The organism is Dermacoccus nishinomiyaensis (genome assembly GCF_900447535.1).
Taxonomy (GTDB): Bacteria; Actinomycetota; Actinomycetes; order Actinomycetales; family Dermatophilaceae; genus Dermacoccus; species Dermacoccus nishinomiyaensis.
This window is the reverse complement of sequence record NZ_UFXX01000001.1, coordinates 1,612,281-1,634,008: the sequence shown is the minus strand read 5'-3', so window position 1 is coordinate 1,634,008 and position 21,728 is coordinate 1,612,281. Positions and strand designations below refer to the sequence as shown.

18 protein-coding genes are annotated in these 21,728 nt (G+C 68.3%); 14 read left to right on the top strand and 4 right to left on the bottom strand.

The annotated features are described in order from the left end of the window. Positions 1-227: 227 nt before the first annotated feature. Positions 228-1,148, top strand: a complete 921-nt coding sequence (locus DYE07_RS07570) for a glycerophosphodiester phosphodiesterase (RefSeq protein ID WP_235006066.1) — start codon at positions 228-230, stop codon at positions 1,146-1,148. A gap of 194 nt (positions 1,149-1,342) precedes the next feature. Here the strand turns inward: DYE07_RS07570 and DYE07_RS07565 are convergent, their stop codons facing one another. Together DYE07_RS07565 and DYE07_RS07560 are read right to left on the bottom strand one after the other, a co-directional pair. After that, positions 1,343-1,660 carry a hypothetical protein gene (locus tag DYE07_RS07565; protein WP_074045894.1) on the bottom strand — a complete coding sequence of 106 codons (318 nt, stop codon included), beginning with the start codon at positions 1,658-1,660 and terminating at the stop codon, positions 1,343-1,345. Positions 1,661-1,836: 176 nt separating this feature from the next. Beyond that, positions 1,837-2,106: a hypothetical protein gene (locus tag DYE07_RS07560; RefSeq protein ID WP_074045895.1), complete on the bottom strand. Its 270-nt coding sequence runs from the start codon at positions 2,104-2,106 to the stop codon at positions 1,837-1,839. A gap of 229 nt (positions 2,107-2,335) precedes the next feature. Between DYE07_RS07560 and DYE07_RS07555 the strand changes: the two genes are divergently transcribed. From DYE07_RS07555 to DYE07_RS07510, 10 genes are all read left to right on the top strand, one after another. After that, entirely contained in the window at positions 2,336-4,438 is a 2,103-nt protein-coding gene (locus tag DYE07_RS07555; protein ID WP_115296681.1) for a hypothetical protein, read from the top strand. 535 nt (positions 4,439-4,973) lie between these two features. Beyond that, on the top strand, positions 4,974-6,554 hold the full coding sequence (locus tag DYE07_RS07550) for a class I SAM-dependent DNA methyltransferase (RefSeq protein ID WP_115296680.1): 1,581 nt from the start codon (positions 4,974-4,976) through the stop codon (positions 6,552-6,554). Beyond that, the gene (locus tag DYE07_RS07545; RefSeq protein ID WP_115296679.1) at positions 6,551-7,735 is read left to right on the top strand and encodes a restriction endonuclease subunit S; all 1,185 of its coding nucleotides are present in this window, start codon (positions 6,551-6,553) and stop codon (positions 7,733-7,735) included. The genes DYE07_RS07550 and DYE07_RS07545 overlap by 4 nt, the downstream gene beginning before the upstream one ends. A 9-nt stretch (positions 7,736-7,744) precedes the next feature. Then, positions 7,745-10,939, top strand: coding sequence for a type I restriction endonuclease subunit R (locus DYE07_RS07540; protein WP_115297110.1), 3,195 nt, complete (start codon positions 7,745-7,747; stop codon positions 10,937-10,939). Then, entirely contained in the window at positions 10,936-12,009 is a 1,074-nt protein-coding gene (locus DYE07_RS07535) for a Swt1 family HEPN domain-containing protein (protein WP_115296678.1), read from the top strand. The genes DYE07_RS07540 and DYE07_RS07535 overlap by 4 nt, the downstream gene beginning before the upstream one ends. A gap of 112 nt (positions 12,010-12,121) precedes the next feature. After that, complete coding sequence (locus tag DYE07_RS07530) at positions 12,122-12,535, top strand: hypothetical protein (protein WP_074045900.1); 414 nt, start codon at positions 12,122-12,124, stop codon at positions 12,533-12,535. A 46-nt stretch (positions 12,536-12,581) separates the two neighbouring features. Continuing rightward, positions 12,582-12,959 carry a helix-turn-helix domain-containing protein gene (locus DYE07_RS07525; RefSeq protein ID WP_115296677.1) on the top strand — a complete coding sequence of 126 codons (378 nt, stop codon included), beginning with the start codon at positions 12,582-12,584 and terminating at the stop codon, positions 12,957-12,959. Positions 12,960-12,961: 2 nt separating this feature from the next. Then, on the top strand, positions 12,962-13,357 hold the full coding sequence (locus tag DYE07_RS07520) for a hypothetical protein (protein WP_115296676.1): 396 nt from the start codon (positions 12,962-12,964) through the stop codon (positions 13,355-13,357). A 228-nt stretch (positions 13,358-13,585) separates the two neighbouring features. Continuing rightward, entirely contained in the window at positions 13,586-14,002 is a 417-nt protein-coding gene (locus DYE07_RS07515; protein WP_006947063.1) for an ATP-binding protein, read from the top strand. Positions 14,003-14,355: 353 nt separating this feature from the next. Continuing rightward, a complete protein-coding gene (locus tag DYE07_RS07510) occupies positions 14,356-15,249 on the top strand; it encodes a DUF5926 family protein (RefSeq protein WP_074045903.1) in 894 nt (297 codons plus the stop codon). 368 nt (positions 15,250-15,617) lie between these two features. Here the strand turns inward: DYE07_RS07510 and DYE07_RS07505 are convergent, their stop codons facing one another. After that, on the bottom strand, positions 15,618-17,843 hold the full coding sequence (locus DYE07_RS07505) for a hypothetical protein (RefSeq protein WP_115296675.1): 2,226 nt from the start codon (positions 17,841-17,843) through the stop codon (positions 15,618-15,620). Between the two features lie 58 nt (positions 17,844-17,901). Here DYE07_RS07505 and DYE07_RS07500 point away from each other — a divergent pair, with 58 nt between their 5' ends. Genes DYE07_RS07500 through pheA form a run of 3 tightly spaced genes read left to right on the top strand, consistent with a single transcriptional unit; the run spans position 17,902 to position 20,121 of the window. Then, positions 17,902-18,528: a TMEM165/GDT1 family protein gene (locus DYE07_RS07500; protein ID WP_115296674.1), complete on the top strand. Its 627-nt coding sequence runs from the start codon at positions 17,902-17,904 to the stop codon at positions 18,526-18,528. A gap of 31 nt (positions 18,529-18,559) precedes the next feature. Next, positions 18,560-18,994, top strand: coding sequence for a DUF4446 family protein (locus tag DYE07_RS07495; RefSeq protein ID WP_115296673.1), 435 nt, complete (start codon positions 18,560-18,562; stop codon positions 18,992-18,994). Continuing rightward, positions 18,991-20,121: a prephenate dehydratase gene (pheA, locus tag DYE07_RS07490; protein ID WP_115296672.1), complete on the top strand. Its 1,131-nt coding sequence runs from the start codon at positions 18,991-18,993 to the stop codon at positions 20,119-20,121. Before DYE07_RS07495 ends, pheA begins: the two co-directional genes overlap by 4 nt. 57 nt (positions 20,122-20,178) lie before the next feature. Here the strand turns inward: pheA and DYE07_RS07485 are convergent, their stop codons facing one another. Beyond that, on the bottom strand, positions 20,179-21,594 hold the full coding sequence (locus DYE07_RS07485) for a hypothetical protein (RefSeq protein WP_115296671.1): 1,416 nt from the start codon (positions 21,592-21,594) through the stop codon (positions 20,179-20,181). Between the last annotated feature and the right edge of the window lie 134 nt (positions 21,595-21,728).

The window sequence follows — 21,728 nt, the reverse complement described above, 5'->3', positions numbered from 1 at the left end:
GAGACGCGCCCCCACCCGTCGGAATCGCCAGATCGCCGACCGTTGCCGGCCGACGCGAGAGGCGCGCGCCGCGGACTGCGCGCCTGCGACGAACCGCGAGGAGCGGTGGCCCGCCCGCGAGGTGCGTTCACGAATGAGAGCCACGCGCCGAGACCGTAGCGTCTGTGGTGCGGACGAGTGGCGCCTCATTAACCCGCTATTCATGCGCGGGGGGTAGAGATGTAGTGGTGAGTTCGTCGAAGTCTCGTCTTGCCGTTCCGCGCCCGACCAAGGCGCTCGCTGCCGGTTATCGCGCGGCTCGCCCAGTCGTCGCGCCGCTCGATCTGCCGACGCTGTCCGGTGAGCGCCCGCAGGTGGTGGCGCATCGCGGGGCGTCGCACCACGAACCGGAGCACACGCTCGAGGCGTACGAACGCGCCATCCGCGTCGGTGCCGACGCGCTCGAGTGTGACGTCCGGCTGACCGCTGACGGCCATCTCGTCTGCGTGCACGATCGCACGGCGAAGCGGACGTCGAACGGGCGTGGCGCGATCTCGAACCTGGAGCTTGCAAAGCTCGAGGGCCTCGACTGGGGGTCGTGGAAGGCGCGTCTCGAATCTGACGATACCGACGACGACTGGGAGATCGCCGACCGCAGCGGCTCACATCTGCTCACGTTCAAGGAGTTGCTGCGCACGACGCTCGACGCCGGGCGCCGCGTCGACCTCGCCGTCGAGACGAAGCATCCGTCGAAGCACACCGGACGCGTCGAGAAAGAACTGGCGCGCGCGCTCGCCGAATTCGGCCTCGACACGCCGGACCCGTCGCGTTGCAACGTCCGCGTCATGTCGTTCTCGCTGCCCGCCGTCTCCCGCATGACGACGCTGGCGCCGCAGGTGCCGCTCGCGTGGCTCATGGAGGGTGTCGTGCCGCAGCGCATCCGCGGCGGCCAACTGCCGCCCGGCATCTCGATCGCGGCGATGAGCGTCGGCATGCTGCGCCGCAACCCGGGCCTCGTCGCCGAACAGCACGCACGCGGACACGAGGTGCACGTGTGGACGGTCGACGACCCCGACGACATCCAACGCTGCCTGCGCAACGGTGTCGACGCCATCATCACCAACAAGCCCAAGAAGGCGCTCAAGGCTCGAGAGGCGTTCTGGGGCTGACGCTGTCGGCGCCGATCACTTCTGCTGTGGCCGTCTGGCGGGCGCCGCCAACGTGGATCCGAGCGAAATGCGCGGAAACGAGCGGCAGAGCGCTCGAAGTCGCCCATTTCGCTCGGATTCGTCGCGGCGCCCGGGGCTCTCCTTGCGCCGACGGCAGATTCGGCGCAGATACGGAGTCTGGGGCGTCGGGGGAGTCAATCGCGCAGGGTCATGTACGCGTCCGTGATGAGCCGAACCTCTTCGACGCTGAACGGGACGCTGACGTACCCGTCGTCGATGGTCACACCCATGTCACGCTGTGCCGCTCGGATGAAGAAACGTATGGCGGAGTCGCCTTCGACTTTTGCCCACCCGGCAACGAGCGGGCTGGCGGACAGTGCGGCATGGCTCGTGAAGAGCGGGATGACGGTTTGGTCGTTGACCTTCGCGGTCAGCAAGTCGTTGTCATCGCGGGCTGCGGTGACGAGGAGAGTGGCGAGGGTGGCGGGCTGGTTGAAGGGTGCACCGTTCACGGAACTGTTCCTTGTCTCGAGGAGTGGAGTGCCGGGTGTGAGTAAGTCTGTCTGCCGGCACCGACAACGTGGGCAGCAGGAAGAGGCAAGCGTCTGTGTGTGTGCCGGAATCGGTGGTTCGAATGGGCTGCCAGGGGCGCGGCGACAATCGTGATGCACGGATGGCGCGCGCACCGTCAGGCAGCGGCGAGTTCGCGCATCGACGTCAGGTGGAACCCCTGGCACATCGCGCAGCCGTAGATGCGGCTCTCGCGACGACGGGTGTCGTGGCCAGCCAATTCGGCGAAGTGGCGGGCTGTCGCGGCGCTGTGTAAGGCGCTGACGGCGGCGGCGTGATCGCGATAGCGGATCTTGCCGCTGTCGCAGCTGCGGTCGGGATGCTTCTTCGCGAAGTGCCGCAGGGCACGGCGGGTGGTGCGGATGTGGGACGGGGTGCGGCGGCTCATCGTCAGCTCTCCTTCGTTCGGTGCGGGTGGTGCGTCGTGTCTCCACCATCAGTCTCCGACGCGGAACAAAGGAACCAGCAACGCGATAAGACCACTTATCGCGCACTTCATATGAGTGCGAGCTCAGCCCCGTAGAGTCAGTGCCGAGGGGCGACCGCAGCCGCCGCATCGGTCAGCTGCCGCCACCAGCCCCCGGAGAACCGCCCGAGACCCACGAGAGGAGCCATTGATGCCCGACACCCTGACGATGCAGCAGGTGGCCGACCTCGCGGGCGTCCGACGAGCCGTCGTGTCGATGTGGCGATCGCGCTACCCCACGACCGAGGGTGGGTTTCCCGCCCCTGTCGACGCGCGCTCGCTCACGTTCAGCGCCGACGCGGTCGGCGAGTGGCTCACTCGCACGGGCCGCGGCAACAACCCGGACGCGGCGGTCGATGCGGCGCTCCATTCGTCCCGTTTCGCGACGATCCGTGAGCATCTCGACGCCGCGTCGGGTCTGCTGCTCCTGCAGGCCCTCACCGGCGAACTCCTCGCCGACCTCGACGCGGAGACGGCGCTCGACGCCATTCTGGACGCGCAGCTGCCGGCGTTGCTCCCGCCGCGCGAGACGCTCGCGGCTCTCGATGACGCAGCCCTCGTCGCCGACGTCGACACCCTCGCCGAAGCCGGCTACGGCGGTGAACGCGTGCTGTGGCGGCTCGTCGCGGCGGAGCACGCACCGGGCGGAGCCTTCGCGGAGCACTCGCTCACGGTCGACGCCGCCGCGATGTTCACGTCGCTGCTGCGTGCGGTGGCGACGCCCGACCATCACGTCGTCCTTCACGGACAGGGCGCGCTGGCGCTGCTGACGCAGGTCGCGGCGGACATCCCCGCCGACGGAACGTCATCCCTCGGCCAGGGCACCATGCCGCTCAACGCCGGGCTGAGTGTGCGCGAGAAAGGCGCCGAGGTGGCACCGGCCCGGGCCTCGGCTGCGTCACGCCTGGCTCTACGCGCCTTCGCCGCGCGCGGAATCGAGACGACGGGCACCGACGCAGGCGACAACCTCCACGTCATCGTCGAGAACCGCGCCGACGCGCATGCTGCCATCACGCTGTTCGAGAAGGTTCGCGCCGTCTCCCATGACCTTGCAGATCGCGACGTGGCCCTCGTCCTCGCCCCCGCCGATCTTCTCGTCGGCACCCTCGGCGAGGGATCGAACCTCGACGAAGCCCGCCGTGAGTGCTTCAACATCAGCCAGGCCCAGAGGGCGGTGTCACGTCATCGTCAGGAGCAGCGAGCCGGCCTCGCACCGGACTACACGCTGCCGCTACGCTACGTCGCCACGCTGCCGAAGGGGATGCTGCGCGCGACGGGTCGCCGCCGCCTCGCACTGTGGGCACTGGCCCCGAACACCGACGACACGCGCCCGGCTTTCACGACGTACGGCGACCACGCGAACCACGCGCTAGACCCCGGTGAGTGCGATGCCCTTGCTGCGGATGTCGCCGCCGCCTGCTCGGGTGATCGCGCAACGCACGCGTTCTTGCGGGCGCGTCATCGCGCGACGTACAACCTGCTCGACGAGTCGTCGCTCGTCATTCCGCCCGGCGTGCGCGAGCCGCGTGACGGCGGTGAGGTGCTGGCCCAGGCATGGGGTCACGAAAGCCGCGCCGGCGTGCCGTTGGCGTCCGAGGTCGACCTCGTCTCCGCAGGGCTGGTCGCCGCCCGGGCGCCCAAGACCTGGGCTGACGTCGTCATCACGTGGGCGAGCGTGCGTCGCGGCCACCGCGTGCCGGACGAGATCACCGCGGCGACGCGAGGCGCGCTCGTCGACGTCATCGGTGCTGACGAGGTGCGGGGCCTGCGCGCGGTCGGTGCGCGGCGCGTGGATCGTCTCGAGGTCGAGCGTGTCGTGCCGCAGGTGCGCTACACCGAACCTGGGGATGTTGTGTTCGTCGCCGTCGAACGACCGGCCGCGATCGTCGACGAGCGGGGTGGACGCGTCGTGCAGACGCCGGCACGCATCCTGCGACCTCGAAGTGGCGCGCCCGACGGTTTGCGCTTGATCTCGGCGCAGGCTGCGCTCGACATCAACGTTCAACGCGGCGTCGACACCGCCGGTTGGCACCTCCATCTCACGCCGGCCGAGCAGGCCGACGCAGCGCAGCGTGTCGCGACGACGGTGGCCGCCCGTAGGCGGGCCTTGCGCGACCAGCTCACAGCGCTCGACGCATACGAGACGACGGTGCTCACCGGCATCGCCGAGGGCGTCTTGCGCGCCGAGATCTCGTCCACGCGTCCTACGCATGACATGCAAGAAGGTGCAGCGTCGAGGGGCGGCGCCGCATGACCGTCCGTGATTGGCAGTGGCACGGGCAACTGTCCACCTGCCTTGTAAACAGGTGGTTGTGGAACACCTATGAGGTCGGCGTCTCGACCTACGGAGCAACAGTCCGTCGATGGCCGCAGGCAGAAACGCCGCGAGTAACGGGACTTGAACCCGCGACTCGAGCGGCGCGCTTTCTGCAGCCGGGAGCAATGTCGTGTGATCAGTTTGGAAGACTGATCGTCCGATCCGCGCGACCGCCACTGCAGTGGCTCGTCCCAGCGAGGCCACAACACCGATGTAAAGGGACTCTAAGCCTTGACATCGATGGTGGGCCCCAGGCGTGCCCCCACTCTGCCGAGCAGCGCGTCCCCTCCTGTCGCCGCAGGGGATGGCCACACCAGCAACAGGGACTCGAACCTCGTCGGTGCGTCCCCGATCCCGCCACATCCATCTGCCGTGAAACGACGCGCACACGTCTCGACGCGGCACCGAAGACTCAAAGCCCGTACCTGCAAGGAGAAACCCCGTGACCCCACCCAAGGCCAAGGCCGCCGCAATGGCGCCGTCGTCGAAGAAGGAACTGCACGACACGCTCTGGAAGGCCGCGGACAAGCTCCGCGGCTCGATGAGCGCGAGCCAGTACAAGGATGTCGTGCTCGGCATCGTCTTCCTCAAGTACGTCTCGGATGCGTTCGAGGAGCGCCGCGAGCAGATCCGTGAGGAGCTCGCGGGTGAGGCGGAGAACTTCGTCAGCGACACGCTCGAAGACCCCGACGAGTACGTCGGCAACGGCGTGTTCTGGGTGCCGACGAACGCGCGCTGGAGCTTCATCGCACGTCACGCCAAGGGCATGGAGGCCGCGGGCGGGCAGGAGAGCAAGAGCGTCGGCAAGCTCATCGACGAGGCGATGGCGACGCTGATGAAGCAGAACGAGTCGCTGCAGGGCACCCTGCCGACGATCTTCGGGCGCGACAACATCGACCAACGACGCCTCGGCGAACTGATTGACCTGTTCAACTCGGTGCGTTTCACCGGCGAGGGCGCGACGAAGGCACGCGATCTGCTCGGTGAGGTGTACGAGTACTTCCTCGAGAAGTTCGCGAAAGCGGAGGGCAAGCGCGGCGGCGAGTTCTTCACCCCGCCGGTGCTCGTGCGCACGCTCGTCGAGATCCTCGAACCGCACTCCGGGCGCGTGTACGACCCGGCGTGCGGATCGGGCGGCATGTTCGTGCAGGCCGAGAAGTTCCTCGAGCGGCACAAGGAGGATCGCGACGCGATCGTCGTCTACGGCCAGGAGAGCATCGAGGAGACGTGGCGCCTGGCGAAGATGAACCTCGCCATCCACGGCATCGACTCCCAGGGCCTCGGCCCGCGCTGGGGCGACACGTTCGCGCGCGACATCCACCCCGGTGTCGTCGCCGACTACGCGATGGCGAACCCGCCGTTCAACCAGAAGGAATGGGCGCGCAACACCGAGGACGCCCGCTGGAAGTACGGGGTGCCGCCCGCACGCAACGCGAACTACGGGTGGATGCAGCACATCCTGAGCAAGCTCGCGCCGCACGGTGAGGCGGCCGTCGTCATGGCGAACGGCACGATGGCGTCGAACAGCGGCGGCGAGGGCGACATCCGCAAGGCGATGCTCGAGGACGACGTCGTCTCGTGCATGATCGCGATGCCCGGCAACCTCTTCCGCGGCACGGCGATTCCGGTGTGCGTGTGGTTCTTCGCGAAGGACAAGAAGGCCGGTACTGCCGGCGCGAACGATCGCCGCAAGCAGGTGCTGTTCATCGATGCCCGCGAGGTCGGCCACATGGTCGACCGCGTGGAGCGCACGTTCTCCGACGACGACATCGCGCGCATCGCGAACACGTTCCGCACCTGGCGCGGCCGCGCATCGGCAGACGGCGAGTACGAGGACGTGCCCGGTTTCTGCAAGAGCGCGACGCTCGACGAGATCCGCGCCGCAGAGTACGCGTTGACGCCCGGGCGGTACGTGGGTGCCGCTGCGGCGGAAGAAGATTCCGAACCCATCGACGAGAAGATCGCGCGGCTCACGAAGGAACTCACGGCCGCGCTCGACGAGTCGGCGCGGTTGGATGCCGTCGTTCGCGAGCAGTTGGGGAGGTTGGCATGACAACCTATGTGCCTCTTGGCGAGCTGGCGGCAGAAAAAGGTTTCGTGGGGGGGCCCTTCGGCTCCAACCTGGTGAGCGATGACTACCGCCCTTCGGGCGTTCCAGTCATTCGCGGGGCCAACATGGGTGAAGACGGGCGCCTCCACGGCCCGTTCGTTTACGTTAGCGAGGAAAAGTTCAAGTCTGATCTTGCACGCAACACAGCGTCTGCGGGCGACCTGGTCTTTACTCAGCGGGGAACGCTCGGACAGGTGGCACGCCTAGATGAGGGAAGCCAGCCCTTCGTTATTTCGCAAAGTCAGATGCGACTACGTGTGGACCCACGAAAGGCCGATAGTCGTTACGTTCTGTATGCGTGCCAGTTGAAGGAGTTTCGCCAGCTCATCGACTCGGTGGCTATCCGTACAGGTGTACCTCATATCAACCTGGGAATACTCAAGGAATTGGTCATCCCTGTTGCCCCCTTACCCCTGCAACGGGCGATCGCCGAGGTGTTGGTGGCGCTGGACGACAAGATCGCCGCGAACCGCCATGTCGCAGAGAGCGCCAGGGCGCTGGCGGTGACCATCGTATCGAGGCTTGCAGCCCGTTGCGCGGTGTCGGATGTGGCAACGCAGAGCCGATCTTCGGTGAACCCGAACACGATGAGTGACGAGGCGGTTCAGCACTACAGCCTCCCGGCGTTCGATGCCGGGGCCCCGGAGGTGGTGGCGCCGGCTGCTCTCATGAGTGCCAAGAATCATCTGCAGGAACCGGCCGTTCTTGTCGCAAAGCTCAACCCGCGTATCCCCCGTATCTGGCCGGTGCCGCATCTAGGGGTGATGCCGGCTCTCGCATCACCGGAGTTCGTCGCTCTCACGCCGCGCAACACATCGGTCGGGGCGCTCTGGGGTGCCTTGGCGCATCCCTCCTTCACCGAGAAGGTGCTCACCTTTGTGGCGGGGACGACCGGCAGTCACCAGCGGGTGAAGCCAGAGCACCTGCTCAGCGTGTCGATTCCGGATATTCGTCAGCTTTCTTCAGCTGAAGACACGACGGTGCAGACGCTCGTCGCCCTCACGCAACAGGTGGTGAGCGAGAACGAAACCCTCGCGAAAACCCGCGATGAGCTGTTGCCGCTGCTCATGTCGGGCAAGATCACCGTCAGGGATGCGGAGAAGCGTGTGGAAGGGGTGGTGTGAGTGCCGGTCATGAGTGAGGCCGATTGGGAGCAGCTCGTGCTCGACGAGCTGGCCGATCTGGAGTGGCAGCCGAAGCACGGCAAGGAGCTGGCGCCCGGTTCGGAGGAGCGCGAGTCGTGGGCCGACATCGTGCTGCACGGCACGCTGAGTCAGAAGCTGCGCGACCTCAACCCCGGGGTGCCCGAGGAGTACCTGCAGCAGGCGAAGGCCGAGGTGCTCGCGCCGCAGTCGCAGGACGCGCTGGCGGAGAACAAGCGCTTGCACGACATCCTCGTCCGCGGCTACACGGGCATCACGTACGTCGACGACGAGGGTCGCGAGCAGAGCCCGACGATCCATTTCATGGCGCACGGCGATGTCTCGAAGAACGCGTACTTCGCGGTGCAGCAGGTGACGATCCGCAGCCGTGAGCGCGAGCGTCGCTTCGACGTCGTCCTCTACGTCAACGGGCTGCCGCTCGTCATCGTCGAACTCAAGCAGGCCGCGGCGAAGAACGCGACGGTGGAGGGCGCCTACAACCAGTTGCAGACGTACCTGCGCGAATTCTCGATGGCGTTCCGGTTCTGCGCGTTCGTCGTCGCGAGCGACGGCATCAGCGCGAAGTACGGTACGCCGTGGACGCCCTACAACCACTTCGCGCCGTGGAACGTCGACGAAGAAGGCCACCTCATGGAGTTCGGCGAGACCGACCTCGACGGTGAGGCGACGACCGAACTCGACCTCACGCTGACGGGCCTGTTCAACATCGACCGGTTCGGGCAGATCATGCGCGACTTCATCGCCTTCGACGAATCCGAAGAAGGCCTCGGCAAGCGCATCGCCAAACCCCACCAGTACTTCGCCGTGACGAAGGCCGTCGCGTCCACCATCAACGCCGTCGACAGTGACGGCCGCGCCGGCGTCGTCTGGCACACGCAGGGCTCCGGCAAGTCGATGGAGATGGAGCTCTACACGGCCAAGGTGATGCGCCATCAGCGCCTCGCGAACCCGACGGTCGTCGTCATCACCGACCGTCAAGAACTCGACACCCAGCTCTTCGACGGGTTCCGGGTGAGCGCGCTGCTGCCGGAGGAACCGAAGCAGGTGGCCTCGCGCGACGAGCTACGGCGCCTGCTCAGCGAACAGCTGACGGGCGGCATCTACTTCACGACGCTGCAGAAGTTCGGCCTCACCCAGAGCGAACGAGAAGCGGGCGCCGACCATCCGCTGCTGTCGGATCGGCGCAACATCATCGTCATGGCCGACGAGGCGCACCGCAGCCACTACGACACCCTCGACGGGTACGCGCGCCACCTCAAGATGGCGTTGCCGAACGCGACGCTCATCGCCTTCACCGGTACCCCTATCGCCGAAGGTGAGCGCGACACGCGGCGCGTGTTCGGCGACGACATCGACGTCTACGACCTGCTGCGAGCCGTCAAGGACGGCGCGACCGTGCCGGTCGCGTTCGAGCAGCGCCTCATCCAGGTGCAACGCGTCGACGGCTTCGGCGACGAAGACATCGACGAGCGCGCCGAGGAGGTCTCCGCCGGGCTCGACGACGCCGACAAAGCGCGACTGCAGCAGAGCATCGCCAAGCTCGACACGATCTACGGCTCCGACGAACGTCTCGAGAAGTTGGCCGCGGACGTCGTGAGCCACTGGGAGAGGCGGCGCGAACTGATGACGCCGTTCATCGGCGGGCCCGGCAAGGCGATGATCGTCTGCGCGACGCGACGCACCGCGGCGCGTCTCTACGCGAAGATCGTCGCGCTGCGCCCGGAATGGCACGACGACGCCGACGACAAGGGCGTCATCAAGGTCGTCTACAACGCCACGCCGAGCGACGACGCCGAGGTGACGAAACACCTGCGACGCCCCAGCGCGACGGCCGCCGTGAAGAAGCGGATGAAGAACGCGGACGACCCGCTCGAGATCGTCATCGTCAAGGACATGATGCTCACCGGCTTCGACGCGCCGGCGCTGCACACGATCTACATCGACCGTCTGCTCAAGGGCGCACTGCTCATGCAGACCCTCGCCCGGGTCAACCGCACCTACCGGGGCAAGGCCGACGGCCTGCTCGTCGCGTACGCGCCGCTCGCGGAGAACCTGACGAAGGCGCTCGGCGAGTTCACCCGCGAGGCCGGGACGCCCGGTGAGAAAGCCGTCGGGCAGACGGCCGGTGACGCCGCGGAGATCGTGTTCGACCTCGTCGACTCGCTGGAGGAGACCGTCACCGCTGCCGGCGTCGACTGGCGTGCCCTCGCGAACGAGGACACGCCGCGCGCGTGGCGCAACGCGGCGCTCGCCGTCACGAATGCGTTGCGTTCGCCGTTGACGCCGGGCAACCGCGACGAGGGCGACCCCGACGTGCGGCCCCTGGGTGAGCAGTTCCGGGTGACCGCCGCGAAGCTCGCGCGAGCGTGGGCGCTCGCAGCCGGTGAGACGACGGTCGAGCGGGTGCGCCCGCAGGTGCGTTTCTTCGGTGAGGTGCGCGAGTGGATGGCGAAGCGCGACGCCGCCGATCGTGTCGCGCGCGGTGAACCGATCCCGGAGGACATCCAACTGCAGCTTGGGGCCCTCGTCGTCGAGTCGACCGAGGCGACGGGTGTCGTCGACATCTACCGTGCCGCCGGGCTCGAACCGCCGACGCTGTCGGACCTGTCGCCGACCTGGATCGAAGAGGCCGCACAGCCCGACCGTGCACAGGCCGCGATCGACGCGCTCAAGGCGCAGTTGCTCACCGACGCGCGCACCGCGACCGCCGGCAACGAGGTGCGTTCCAAGCTGTTCTCCGAACGCGTCAACGAACTGATGTTCAAGTACACCAACCAGCAGCTGACGTCGGCCGAGGTGATCGCCGAGCTCGTCGAGCTCGCCAAGGAGGCCGCAGCCGAGGGGCGGCGTGGTGAGCGGTTCTCACCACCGCTGGAACATGACGAGTTGGCGTTCTACGACGTCGTGGCCGAGAACGAAGCCGCCGTCGACGTCATGGGCGACGACGTGCTCGCTCAGATCGCGCGTGATCTGGTGGCCGCCATGCGACGCGACACGCGCATCGACTGGACGGTGCGTGAAGACGTGCGCGCCAAGCTACGCACCACCATCCGACGACTGCTGCGCAAGTACGGCTACCCGCCGGATCAGCAACCCGAAGCCATCGTGAGAGTCATGCAGCAGATGGAAACCCTGGCCCCGAAGTATGCGGAGGACGCGCGATGAGTGACCCAGTGCAGACGAGGCACGAGGTCCGCCGGGCTCTCGACGCTCTCGAAGAAAGACTCGAGCCGCTGATCGACGCGCGTCTTCGTGAGTTCCTCCACGGTCTGGAATGGACGGAGATTCTCCGAGCCCTCGACGAATCCCGGGGGCGTCCACGCGGCCAGTACTCGCGAAACGACCTCGCCGCGCAGTTGCGCATGCTCACCGAGAGACTGGGTGAACTCGGCTACCCATTTGACGATGACCCGCGACATCCCCGACGCGTCTCGTCCCTCGGCACCCAGCTGCGACAGCTCCGGAACACGGAAAGACACAACGACGTTCTCGAACCCCACGACGCATGGCGCGCCGGTGACCATGCTGCGCAACTCCTCGATGCGCTGGGAGACGTTGAAGGGGCGCGCCGTCTCGCTGCGATTCGTGACGACGTTGGACGCGCACTGTACGGGGGTGGGCAGCCCATGCCAGCGCGGCGCGAGCTTATGCCCGCGGAGGACATCGACGGGGCCGTCACGCCGGAGGTCCCCATCCCCGCCATCCCCGCAGTGCTGGACGGTGCCCCACTTGGCGACGAACGGCTGGCATACGAACCGTGGCACCCCGTCATCCTCGGGGAGCGTTCGGACATCGAGAACTTGAAACGGGACGCTTGCCGTCAACGTGTGCAAGGCGCGCTGAAGATCATCGTAGAGACAGAAGGGCCGGTGTCGACGGAACGGCTGGCGCGGCTTACTGCCGCAGCCTTCGAGCGTCGCATCTCACCTGCCCTGCGGCGGAGCCTGATGCGCCAGATCAAGCAGCTCCCGGGCGACATCGACAGTGATGGCTTCATCTGGCCGGTGGACATCAAGCTCGCGGAGTGGACGCAATTCGGGCCCGGGCCCCGGGCAAAGCCGGAGGATCTGTGTCCACGCGAAGTAGCGAACGCGCTGCGCTACTGGACCGACCAGCTCGGCGCTCCGGCGTCAGCCCCCGAAGTCCAGGCCGCCACGCTCGCCACGTTCGGCCGCCAGCGGCGTACCGCTTCGGTTCGTGAGGTGCTGAACCGCGCTGAGGCCCTACTCGAGTGAGCGTTGAGCGTTGTCGGGTGGCGAGTGGCACTCTCGGGATCATGATGAGTGAAGGTGCCGGATGAGGCTGGCGTGGCCGCCCGGAGTCCGGTCGACGCGTGACGGCGCCGCGATGTGGGTGACGCCGGATTTTGCTCGAGCAGACCCTGGCCTGCGCGAGATGCTGGCGTCCCTGCCGCCGGCGGTTCGCGCCGACCTGCGCGCTCAGATCAAGCGCAAGCGCGACCGGGCGTTGGAAGGCACATTGCAGTTCTGTCCCTGCGGCCCGTCGCAGAGGGGATGCGCGCACGACGTCAAACAATCCGTGCGGCGGCCACTCGTGCTCGAGATGCGGTGGAAGAACGTCATCGACGAGGACCGTTCTCACCTGGCAGCCCGGCTGTATTTCACCGAGCCCGAGCACCTCGATGAGCTCACCTTTTTGACGTTCCGGGCCAAGTACCCCGACACAGCAGGGTGGCGCGCAGCCCAGAACGGGCACATGGACGAGGCTGAGGCGGTGCGCCTCGCGCATTTCGGTTCATGAGTCATACTGGGGCATATGACTCTGAGTGCATACGTGGGGGTGTGTGATGGATTTTCTCGATGACATCTTCGGGCCAGAGACGGACGAGGATCGTCTCGCCGAGCGCAACCTCGTGCACGAGGAGGAGTGGCTGAGCCGCCTCGTCGAGCTGCGCAAGGCGAAGAACCTGTCCCAAGGTGACGTGGGCGAACGCATGGGGATCTCGCAGAGCGGTGTCGCGCGCATCGAAGCAGGAAACCGCGATCTCCACCTGTCATCGCTGCGTCGCTATGCCATCGCCGTGGGCGCAGAGGTGCGACACGTCGTCAACCCTGCCCGCCCGACGTTGACCGTCGACATCGAGCCCGAAGATGTCGCTCCGGTGGTGGGAGTGCCTCGTGCGCGACGCGATGCCCGCACCATGATCTTCGCCGTGGGTGGCTGACCGTGCTGATCGCCGGGGTCGACGTAGAGCTGCGAGCGGTGACGGTGTTGAGCACCAGCGCGGCTGTGAAAGCTGACGACGAGCTACCCGAGTGGGCTCCTCTCGCGGGCAAGATGAGTGCGAGTTTCGACGCGGCCCACTTCGAGAAGGCGGCCCGGGTTCGTATCGACATCACCGCCACCGGGGACGACGGCATGTACGCCGTTCGCGCTGAGCTTCTGTGTGAGTTCGCAGTGCCAAATGATGAGAGTTTCGCTCGGGATTGGCCCGAATCCGACGCTCACGGAGCCCTGGATGCCGTGTGGCCCCACGCCCGCGGAGCCCTGCAGGCGGCAGCATTCAGCATCGACCAGCGCCTGCCCCTCCGTCGACTGCCTCCCGATCCCCACCGCCACTGAATTCCGGTCGGAGCGCCGTCTGGCGGACGCCGCAGAACGTGAATCGGAACGAAATGGGCGGATAAGAGCGGCAGAGCGCTCGAAGTCACCCACTTCGCTCGGATCCGCCGCGGCGCACCCGTGTGGCCGCGCACCCAACCCCACGCCCGTTGCGATGTGTGGCAAGGTTGAACGAACGCTGAACACCACCCCGCCCCGCGAGGTCCGACCGCACGAGGTAGCCACGACATGTCGAGCGACGCCCGCGTCCGCACTGTCCGCCTGGACTGGACGCTCGAATCCGTGCCCAGCATCCGCCGCACCATTGTCGACGACCTCTCCGACGGCGAGATCAGCGACGAAGTCATCGGCGAATGCGAGATCGTCGTCAGCGAACTCGTCACCAACGCCATCCGCCACGCCAAGCCCCTGCCCGACGGCAGCATCCGCGTGCACTGGAAGGTGCGCGCCCCGCGCGTCGAGATCGAAGTGACCGACGGCGGCGGCGACGACATCCCCATGCCCAAACCCAAGAGTGAATGGGTCAACTCTGGCCGCGGCCTGCGCATCGTCCGCTCCCTCGCCCACGAATGGGGCGTCAGCGACGAACGCAACGGCCGTACGGTGTGGGCCAGTTTGGGCGGCCCCAGCCGACGCCGCGCCTGAGCTCACTACGTTCGCCCAGCGCGGGCGTCGACGTGCGACGCCCAAGTTTTTTTGCGCGTCTTGCGGCGCATCGGCCTCGCACGCTCGGCAGATGCACGCGCTGCGACACGCGTGCGGCCCGTCGCGCAGGCGCGCCTGACCTCGCAAGCTCGGGCAGGCCGCCTCCGCGGCCGCCCGCCCAAACATTTCTCTGCGTGTCTTGCGGCGCATCGGCCTCGCACGCTCGGCAGATGCGCCCGCTGCGACACGCGTGTGGCCCCAGCCGACGCCGCGCGCCTGACGACGTTCCACTACCGCAGCGAGATGACGCATCGCGCCGCCGCGGGCACGCGACATCACTAGACTCATCGACCATGGGTAAGGCTTCACGCCGCAAGGGCAAAGAGAACAAGCGTCCGCTCGATCCGTCGCAGATGCCGGCGCCGTTCGTCGCGCGTCCATTCGAGGGCCTCGCAGGTGAGACGGACTGGGTGGCGATGCGAGAGATCGTCCCGTCGGCGACGGCAAAGGTCACCTTCGAGGTCGACGGGCAGGAGCACGAGGCGGTCATCGCGACGATCCTGCCGATGGCGTGGCCCGGCCTGCGTCGCGAGGACGGCGACATGATGGTGGCGCTGCAGACAGGCGGTGGATCCGGCGACGCGAGCCGCGACGTCGCCGCGCAGCTCATCGCCGTCACGCAGCTCGAGAACGGCCAGCCGCTGCCCGCACCGCCGCGCGTCAGCGCCGCGACGCCGCGCCTGCAGGACATCATCACGAGCACGACGTTCGAACCGACCGTGCACGAGACGTTCGACTTCTGGATCCCCGAGGAGCACGAGATCGGCGAAGAGGCCTCCGTCTCGATGGAGGACGCCAACGAGTCGATCGCTCCGACCGCCCCGATCGACGGCGTCGACTCCGCCTATTGGTGCCTCATCGGTGACCGCGCCTTCATCCGCTGGGTGCTGCCGCACGACGAGAACAAGGCCACCGACGCGCTCGCCCGCCTGTCCGCATCCGGCAAGGCACGCATGCCGGAGAACGACGACGAAGGCCGCCTCCTCGGCGCGTTCCGTGCGTGCGGTGTGCTGACGCCCGTGTGGGAGGTCGCGACCGACCGCCTGCCCGAGCAGCAGACCGCGCCGATGGCCGAACTCGCCAAGGCCTTCGACGATGCGTTCGCCTCGCTCGAGACCGAGCCGCTCACCGCCGACGAACGACGCGCCCGCAACGGCATCGTCTCGCGCCAGATCACGCTGCGCTGACGTCCGCCATCAGGTCGCACTGAACGCGGCTCTCACCGTCAGATCCTGGTGAGTCAGGGCTCAGCGTGGGGCGTCTGCCTCGTCGACTCCGTCGCCAGGCGCTTACCTCGCCTGCACTCTTCGTCAGGCCCCCACATCGTCAGGTGCGGGGGCCTCACGCGTGTCGCTGCCGGGGGCGTCGTCGTCTGACGGAAGGGGCCGAGCGCGGCGCGCGTCCGACGTCGGCTCCACGTCGGCGACGGTGTGAAGGGAGCAGTGGGAAGGGCTCGAAGCCCCCGGAAGCCTGTACCCATCTGCGATTCTCGTCCACATTCGCCTGCCCGCAACGTCCGTTGAATGTGGACGTAAATCGCAGATGGGTACGGCCGTCAACTCTTCACGGCAGGCACGCGAGGGGCTTCGCTCGTGCGCGGCGATCCGAGGCGCGCCGCGACGATGACGAGCAGTGGCATGATGACGAGCGCCCCGGCGGGCGGGATCGAGGTGCCCGAGTCGTTGGCGAGGAATCCGGCGGCGAGCATGATCGTGATGGCGATGAGGCCGTGCCGCATCATGGGCACGCGCACGAGCAGTGGCTTGAGGAAGCGCCCGGGCCCGTCGGGAAACGCGAGCACGACGATGCACACGACGAGCCAGATCGGCACGAACCAGTAGAACCAATGCGTGTTGAGCATGTGCCAGTTTGCGTACAGCACCCGCCTGATCGGGTTGACCTGCCCGTCGCCGACGAGGCCGGCGAAGATGTCGCCGAGGTGTGTGCGCGCACTCTCGCCGCGCAGGTAGTCGAGCCAGCCGATGACGAAGACGAACGCAGCACCGCCCAACGCGGCGAGCAGCAGTCGCGTCAGCGTGATCCGCCACCCGCGCGCACGCATCGCCAGGTAGATGATGGCGGGCACGAACGCTGCCGAGCCGCCACCCTCGTTGCCCCACTGCGGCACCCCGTTGACGAGGATGGCGGGCACGCCGATCGCGAGCACCGTCAGCAATGCGAGCCGCGGCCGTTTCATCGCGCGATAACGCCCCGCGAGCATCGCCGCGACGAACAGGCATGACGTCATGAACAGCGCGTATCCGACGTTGCCCATCCCGAAGAATCGGCCGCCGTACACCGGCTGCAGCCCGAGCACGCTGACGAGCTGCAGCGGCGATCCCTGCACCGCATCCATCGCGAGCACCAGCGCGGTGCAGGAGGCGACGAAGACGGCAGGGCCGGGCGTCCAGCGACGCCACGGCCCGAGCAGTGCGAGCGTCGCGATGACGACGATGATGACGACGACGCACCCGCCGAGCCACGCCAACGCATGGTCGTGGAGGTACCAGGCGTAGAGGTTCGCCAGGAAGGTGGCCACCGGCACCGCACCGAGCAGCGCACCCGTCGTCGCCCACCAGCCGCGCGCCACCCGCAGCCGGCGCGTCATGACGGCGCGGGCCGCGGCGTCGCCGTCAGCCGCGTCGCGTCCTCGCCATGGCCACCACGCCACACCAGGACATGGGCCCGCACCGACGCCCGCGTCGTTGCCGTCGGCCACGTCACGTCCGCTCCAGGGCCACCAGCGCGCGCGGACCGACAGCCACGCCCCGATGGTGACGGCGAGCGCGCCGAGGGCCGCGACCCAGACGAAGAACGGCCCGACGAGGTTGCGCTCGGTGCGCAGGAGGGTCTGGGTGTTGCGCACCGAGCGCAGTGCGGCGGGCGTCGAGACGGGTTCGATCGACAGGGGGCGCCCCTCGCCGAGCACCGGCGCGCGGGGGGTGCGTTCGAGGACGAACGCGGAGATGTCGGTCGTCGTGACGATCCCTCGCTGACGCGTCTGGCGCGAGCGCAGCATGCCCGAGCCGACCGTCGGCCCGTCGAGCATGATCGCGCGCGGCGATTCGGGGCGTTCGTCGTCGGTGAGGCCGGTGACGAGGACGGTCGTGTCGATGGGTGCCGCGTCGAGCACCTGACGCAGTTGCGCGTCGCTGCGCCCCTCGAGCGAGACGTACGTGACGGGGCACGCGGCGAGGTCAGCGCCGGAGATGCTCGGCCAGTAGTGCGAGACGACGCCCTGACGGTTCGCCGCACCGAGCGTTGCCCGTTCTCCGACGGCGCTGACGCACTGGCCGTCCTTCTCCAGTGTCGAGGTGACGAGCCCCATGCGTGAGGGGATGTTGCGTTTCAGCGCGTCCTTGGCCCACGTGCTCCACTGCGGGTAGCGGTAGGTGTGGTGCGTCGCGTCGTACTCGCCTTTCACCGGGGGCGGGCAGAAGTCGTTCGTGCCGGACGCTGCCGCCATCGGCGGGCTGTAGCCGAGCGGGGTGCGTGTACCGGAGCCCAGCGTCACCCATGCCGCGTCGCTGCACGAGTGGTCGCTGATGACGCGGACGAGCTGGTTGCCGACGGCGGCGTGCTGCGACATGTCCCACAGCGTCGGTGTCGTGTCGGGGTTGATGTCGCTCCATGTCAGCCCCGGCATGCCGACGACGACGAGGTTGCCCGGCAGCGCGCGATGCGTGGGGGAGGTGTCGGACTTGGCGACGGAGATGCCCACGGCGAGCGCCGCGAACGTCACGGCGGCGACGAGAGCAGTCACGAGCCACCGACGGAACACTGCTCAAGCGTAGTCGCTGATCCTGGATCCTCGCTGCGACCCGGTAGGCTCGTGGCCCGTGGATCTCGCTCTCGTCCTGACCGTCTTCACGACGCTGTTCCTCGTCGAACTCCCTGACAAGACCTTCATCGCGACGCTCGTGCTCGCGACGAAATACCGACCGCTGTACGTGTGGATCGGTGTCGCGTCGGCGTTCGCCGTCCAGACGGTCGTCGCCGTCCTGTTCGGACGCGTCCTCACGCTGCTTCCCGAGAAGCCGGTGCACGCCATCGTCGCGCTGCTGTTCCTCGTCGCAGGTTTCGTGCTGATCAAGGGCGCGAAGGAGGCCGATGAGGGTGAGGCGGAGGCCGAGGAGGAGTTCGGTGCCAAGGCCAAGCCGGCCGAGGGGCTCAAGGCGATCGGGGCGAGCTTCCTCATCCTGTTCCTCGCCGAGTGGGGCGACCTGAGCCAGCTCGCGACCGCCGGTTTCGTCGCGCGTGGCGGCAACCCCTGGCTCGTCGGCCTGTCGGCGTTCCTCGCGCTCGCCCTGGTCTCGGCGCTGGGCGCCGTCGCCGGAAAGGCGCTGCTCAAGCGGCTCAGCCTCTCCGCCATCCGCACCGCCGGTGGCGTCGTGTGCCTGCTGTTCGCGGCGCTCATGGTGGCCGCCCTCGCTGGCGTCGAATTCCCGGCCTGGGTGCCGGTCTGATCGACCACGCCCGGTTGCATAGGCTGATGTCGTGATCGCCGTCGCTCTCGCCGTCGCAGTGTGTGCTCTCCTGCTCGCCGGGTGGGCGCTCCTGCAGGTCCGCGCGAGCGAGGTCCGCCTCGCGACCATCATCGGTGACGACGACGGCGGCCCGCGGCAGCTGGCGCGCGAGATCGCCTCCGCCCGAACCGAACTCGCCGCAGCCCGTGCCGATTCGCGACGCGCGCTCAAGCACGTCGCCGTCGTCCGCTACGACGCGTTCGGCGACATGGCGGGTCAGCTGTCGTTCTCGGTGGCCCTCGTCGATGACGCCGGTGACGGGCTCGTCATCTCGTCGATCCACGGGCGCGCCGAGTCACGCACGTACGCCAAGAGTGTCGAAGCAGGCGCGAGCTCGAGCGAGCTCACGCCCGAGGAGAAGCAGGCGGTCGCCGCGGCGCGCGCCGGTGAGGGGAATGCCCGATGACGCACGACGAACCGACCTACGGCTACCTCGGCCCTGCCGGCACGTTCACGCAGGCTGCGCTGCGGGGGTGGCTAGAGCAGCAGACGCGTGACGCCGCCGAAGCGGTGCGTCCCGCCAGTGACGAGGGGGCGGCCGCGACCGCGCCTGCCGCGGGTGCTTCGACCCCAGGTGAGGCGAGTTCGCACCCGCACCAGACTGCCAGCTCGTCCGCCGCCCCGACCACGACGGACGGCCTCGTCGCTGCTGCCCTGGAACGTTCGGTCCCGTTCGCGACCGTCCCGGCAGCCCTCGACGCGGTGCGTTCGGGTGGCGTCGACGGCGTCATGGTGCCGATCGAGAACAGCGTCGAAGGTGGCGTGAGCTCCACGCTGGACGCCCTCAACGCGGGAGCCGGCGCGCCCACGGACTCGCAGTTGCTGCTCGTCGGTGAGGTGCTCGTGCCGATCACGTTCGTCCTCGCGGCCCGCCCGGGCACGCGCGCCGAGCAGATCACGGGCGTCGGGTCGCACTCGCACGCGTGGCCGCAGGTGCGCGGCTGGATGGCGTCGAACCTGCCACAGGCGACCTACGTGCCGACGCTGTCGACGGCCGCCGCCGCGCAGAGCCTCGCCGATGACGCCGCCGAGAACTTCCAGGCGGCCGTGTGCGCGCCGATGGCCGCCGACGTCTTCGGCCTCGAGACCCTTGCCACACACATCGGCGACAACGCGGGCGCCGTCACCCGATTCGTCCTCGTGACGAAGGCCCGCGACGCCGCGGGCCGCCCCCGCACCCCCGCGCCGACGGGCCACGACAAGACGACGCTCGTGCTGTACCAGCACGCCGACCGCGCCGGTGGGCTGCTCGAACTGCTCGAGCAGTTCGCGACGCGCGGCATCAGCATGTCGCGCCTCGAATCGCGCCCGACGGGCGAGGCGATGGGCAGCTACTGCTTCTCGCTCGACATCGAGGGGCACATCGCGTCCGAACGTGTCGGGGAGGCGCTCATGGGGCTCAAGCGCGTCGCCGCCGACGTGCGTTATCTCGGCTCGTACGCGCGCGCCGACAAGCGTCCCGTCGACGTCGCTCCCGAGACGAGCGACGAGGCCTTCGCGGGCGCCCGCGCCTGGCTGCACGCGCTGCGCTGAGCGCCGGCCGCCTGAACGGGGTCTCCTCGTCGCAGGGCGCCGCGCGTCAGTCGCCCGTCAGTGCCACGTGCGGTGACGCGACTCGACGAACGGCGCGTCGTGGTCGGCGAGCCAGCGCAGCACCTGCGGTGCGACCTGCGGTTCGGTGCGCGCGAGTCGCTCGTGCAGTTCGGTGAGGTTGAGGCGCACGCCCAGCTCGTCGAGCGTGCGCAGGATCGCCAGCGTCATCTCGAACACCAGCGCCCAGCGGTCCTCGGCCTCGGGCGTGAAGGCGTAGTCGATGCGTCGGATGCGCGGGTTGTCCTGCACGCGCTCGAACCGAGCGTCGAGTTCCGCGCGCGTCGCGCTCGTGCGGGCGACGGCGGCGTCGAGCTCCTCCGGAGAGACGGGGTCGAGGCGGCCCGCCGGGTGCTCAGCGGCGTGACGCAGGGACGCATCGTCCTCGCGCACGTAGAAGTGCAGCAGCTGACTCGTCGCGCGGCCCTGCGCGTCGCCGAACGGTGCATGGTCGTTCGCCGGCGGAACGACGGCGCCGTGGTGCGTCCACACGCGACGCAGCGGGGTCGCCGCGTGGAGCAAGTTGTCATGGATGTCGGCGCGCAGCGGTTCCGCCGCATAGGGGTCGCACACGAGCTCGCGGGCGAGCTCACGCGTCGTCGTGAAGCCGTAGCCGAGCACCATCGCGATGAGGTCGCCGACTTCGTCGGGCCACGGCGTCGTCGTGACGGACGTGATGGCGATGGCGGGCAGGCCGACATGGGGGCGATGCACCTCGCTCGCGCGCGGGCAGCCGACGTGCTGCACGGCCCAGGCGGCGTAGGCGTCGGGGTTGGGCTGCAGGCTCGTGTCGGCGAAGCGCGGTGCGCGTCGGCTGCGGACGGCGAACGCGTCGTGCAGCGCGTCGTGGACGAGGGGGTACTGGTTCGGTTGCGGCGCGGTGGCCTCGGCGCCCTGTGCGCGTAGGTCGATGCGGTCGGAGACGTGCATCGGGTAGCCGCGCGGGCCCTCGAAGACGGGCAGGACGGCGGCGCCGAGCCCCGACGCGGTGGCCGTGCGCACGACGTTGACGGCGCCCTCGTCAGCAGTGATCGCCGTCAGGGTGCTCTGGGCCTCGGCGATCTTGGCGCGCACCGTCTGCAGCCGGTAGGCCGCTTCGATGAGCTCGGGGTTCTCGGGGGCGGGGTCGAGGATGCCCATGACACGCGGCAGGTGCGTCGGGTCGTAGATCGCGCGGCCGGTGGGGTCGCTGCTCATGCCGAGGATGCGTCCGATGACCTTGAGCGTCATCAGGGGCGGTGACGTCGAGTGCCGCCAGCGCTTGATGATCTGCTCGTCGACGGGTGCGCTCAGACCGCTGGAGGGCAGGTCTGCGTTGATCGCCTCGGCGAGCGCCTTGTTCGTGAAGCGGCGCAGTTCCATCCAATGCTTGAGTTCGCTGCGGAAGATCTCCCAGCTGGAGTCGTGCGCTGCCATCGTCGGTGGTCCCCTCGTGAGCGTGCCCGTGTCCGACGCGGGCGCATGCCGTGGCTTCCGGCCAGTGTAGGAAGGCGCGGCTCGCTTCGCCGCCCACTAAGTCGGTTGTCCGACCTGTGGACAGAAATTTTCGC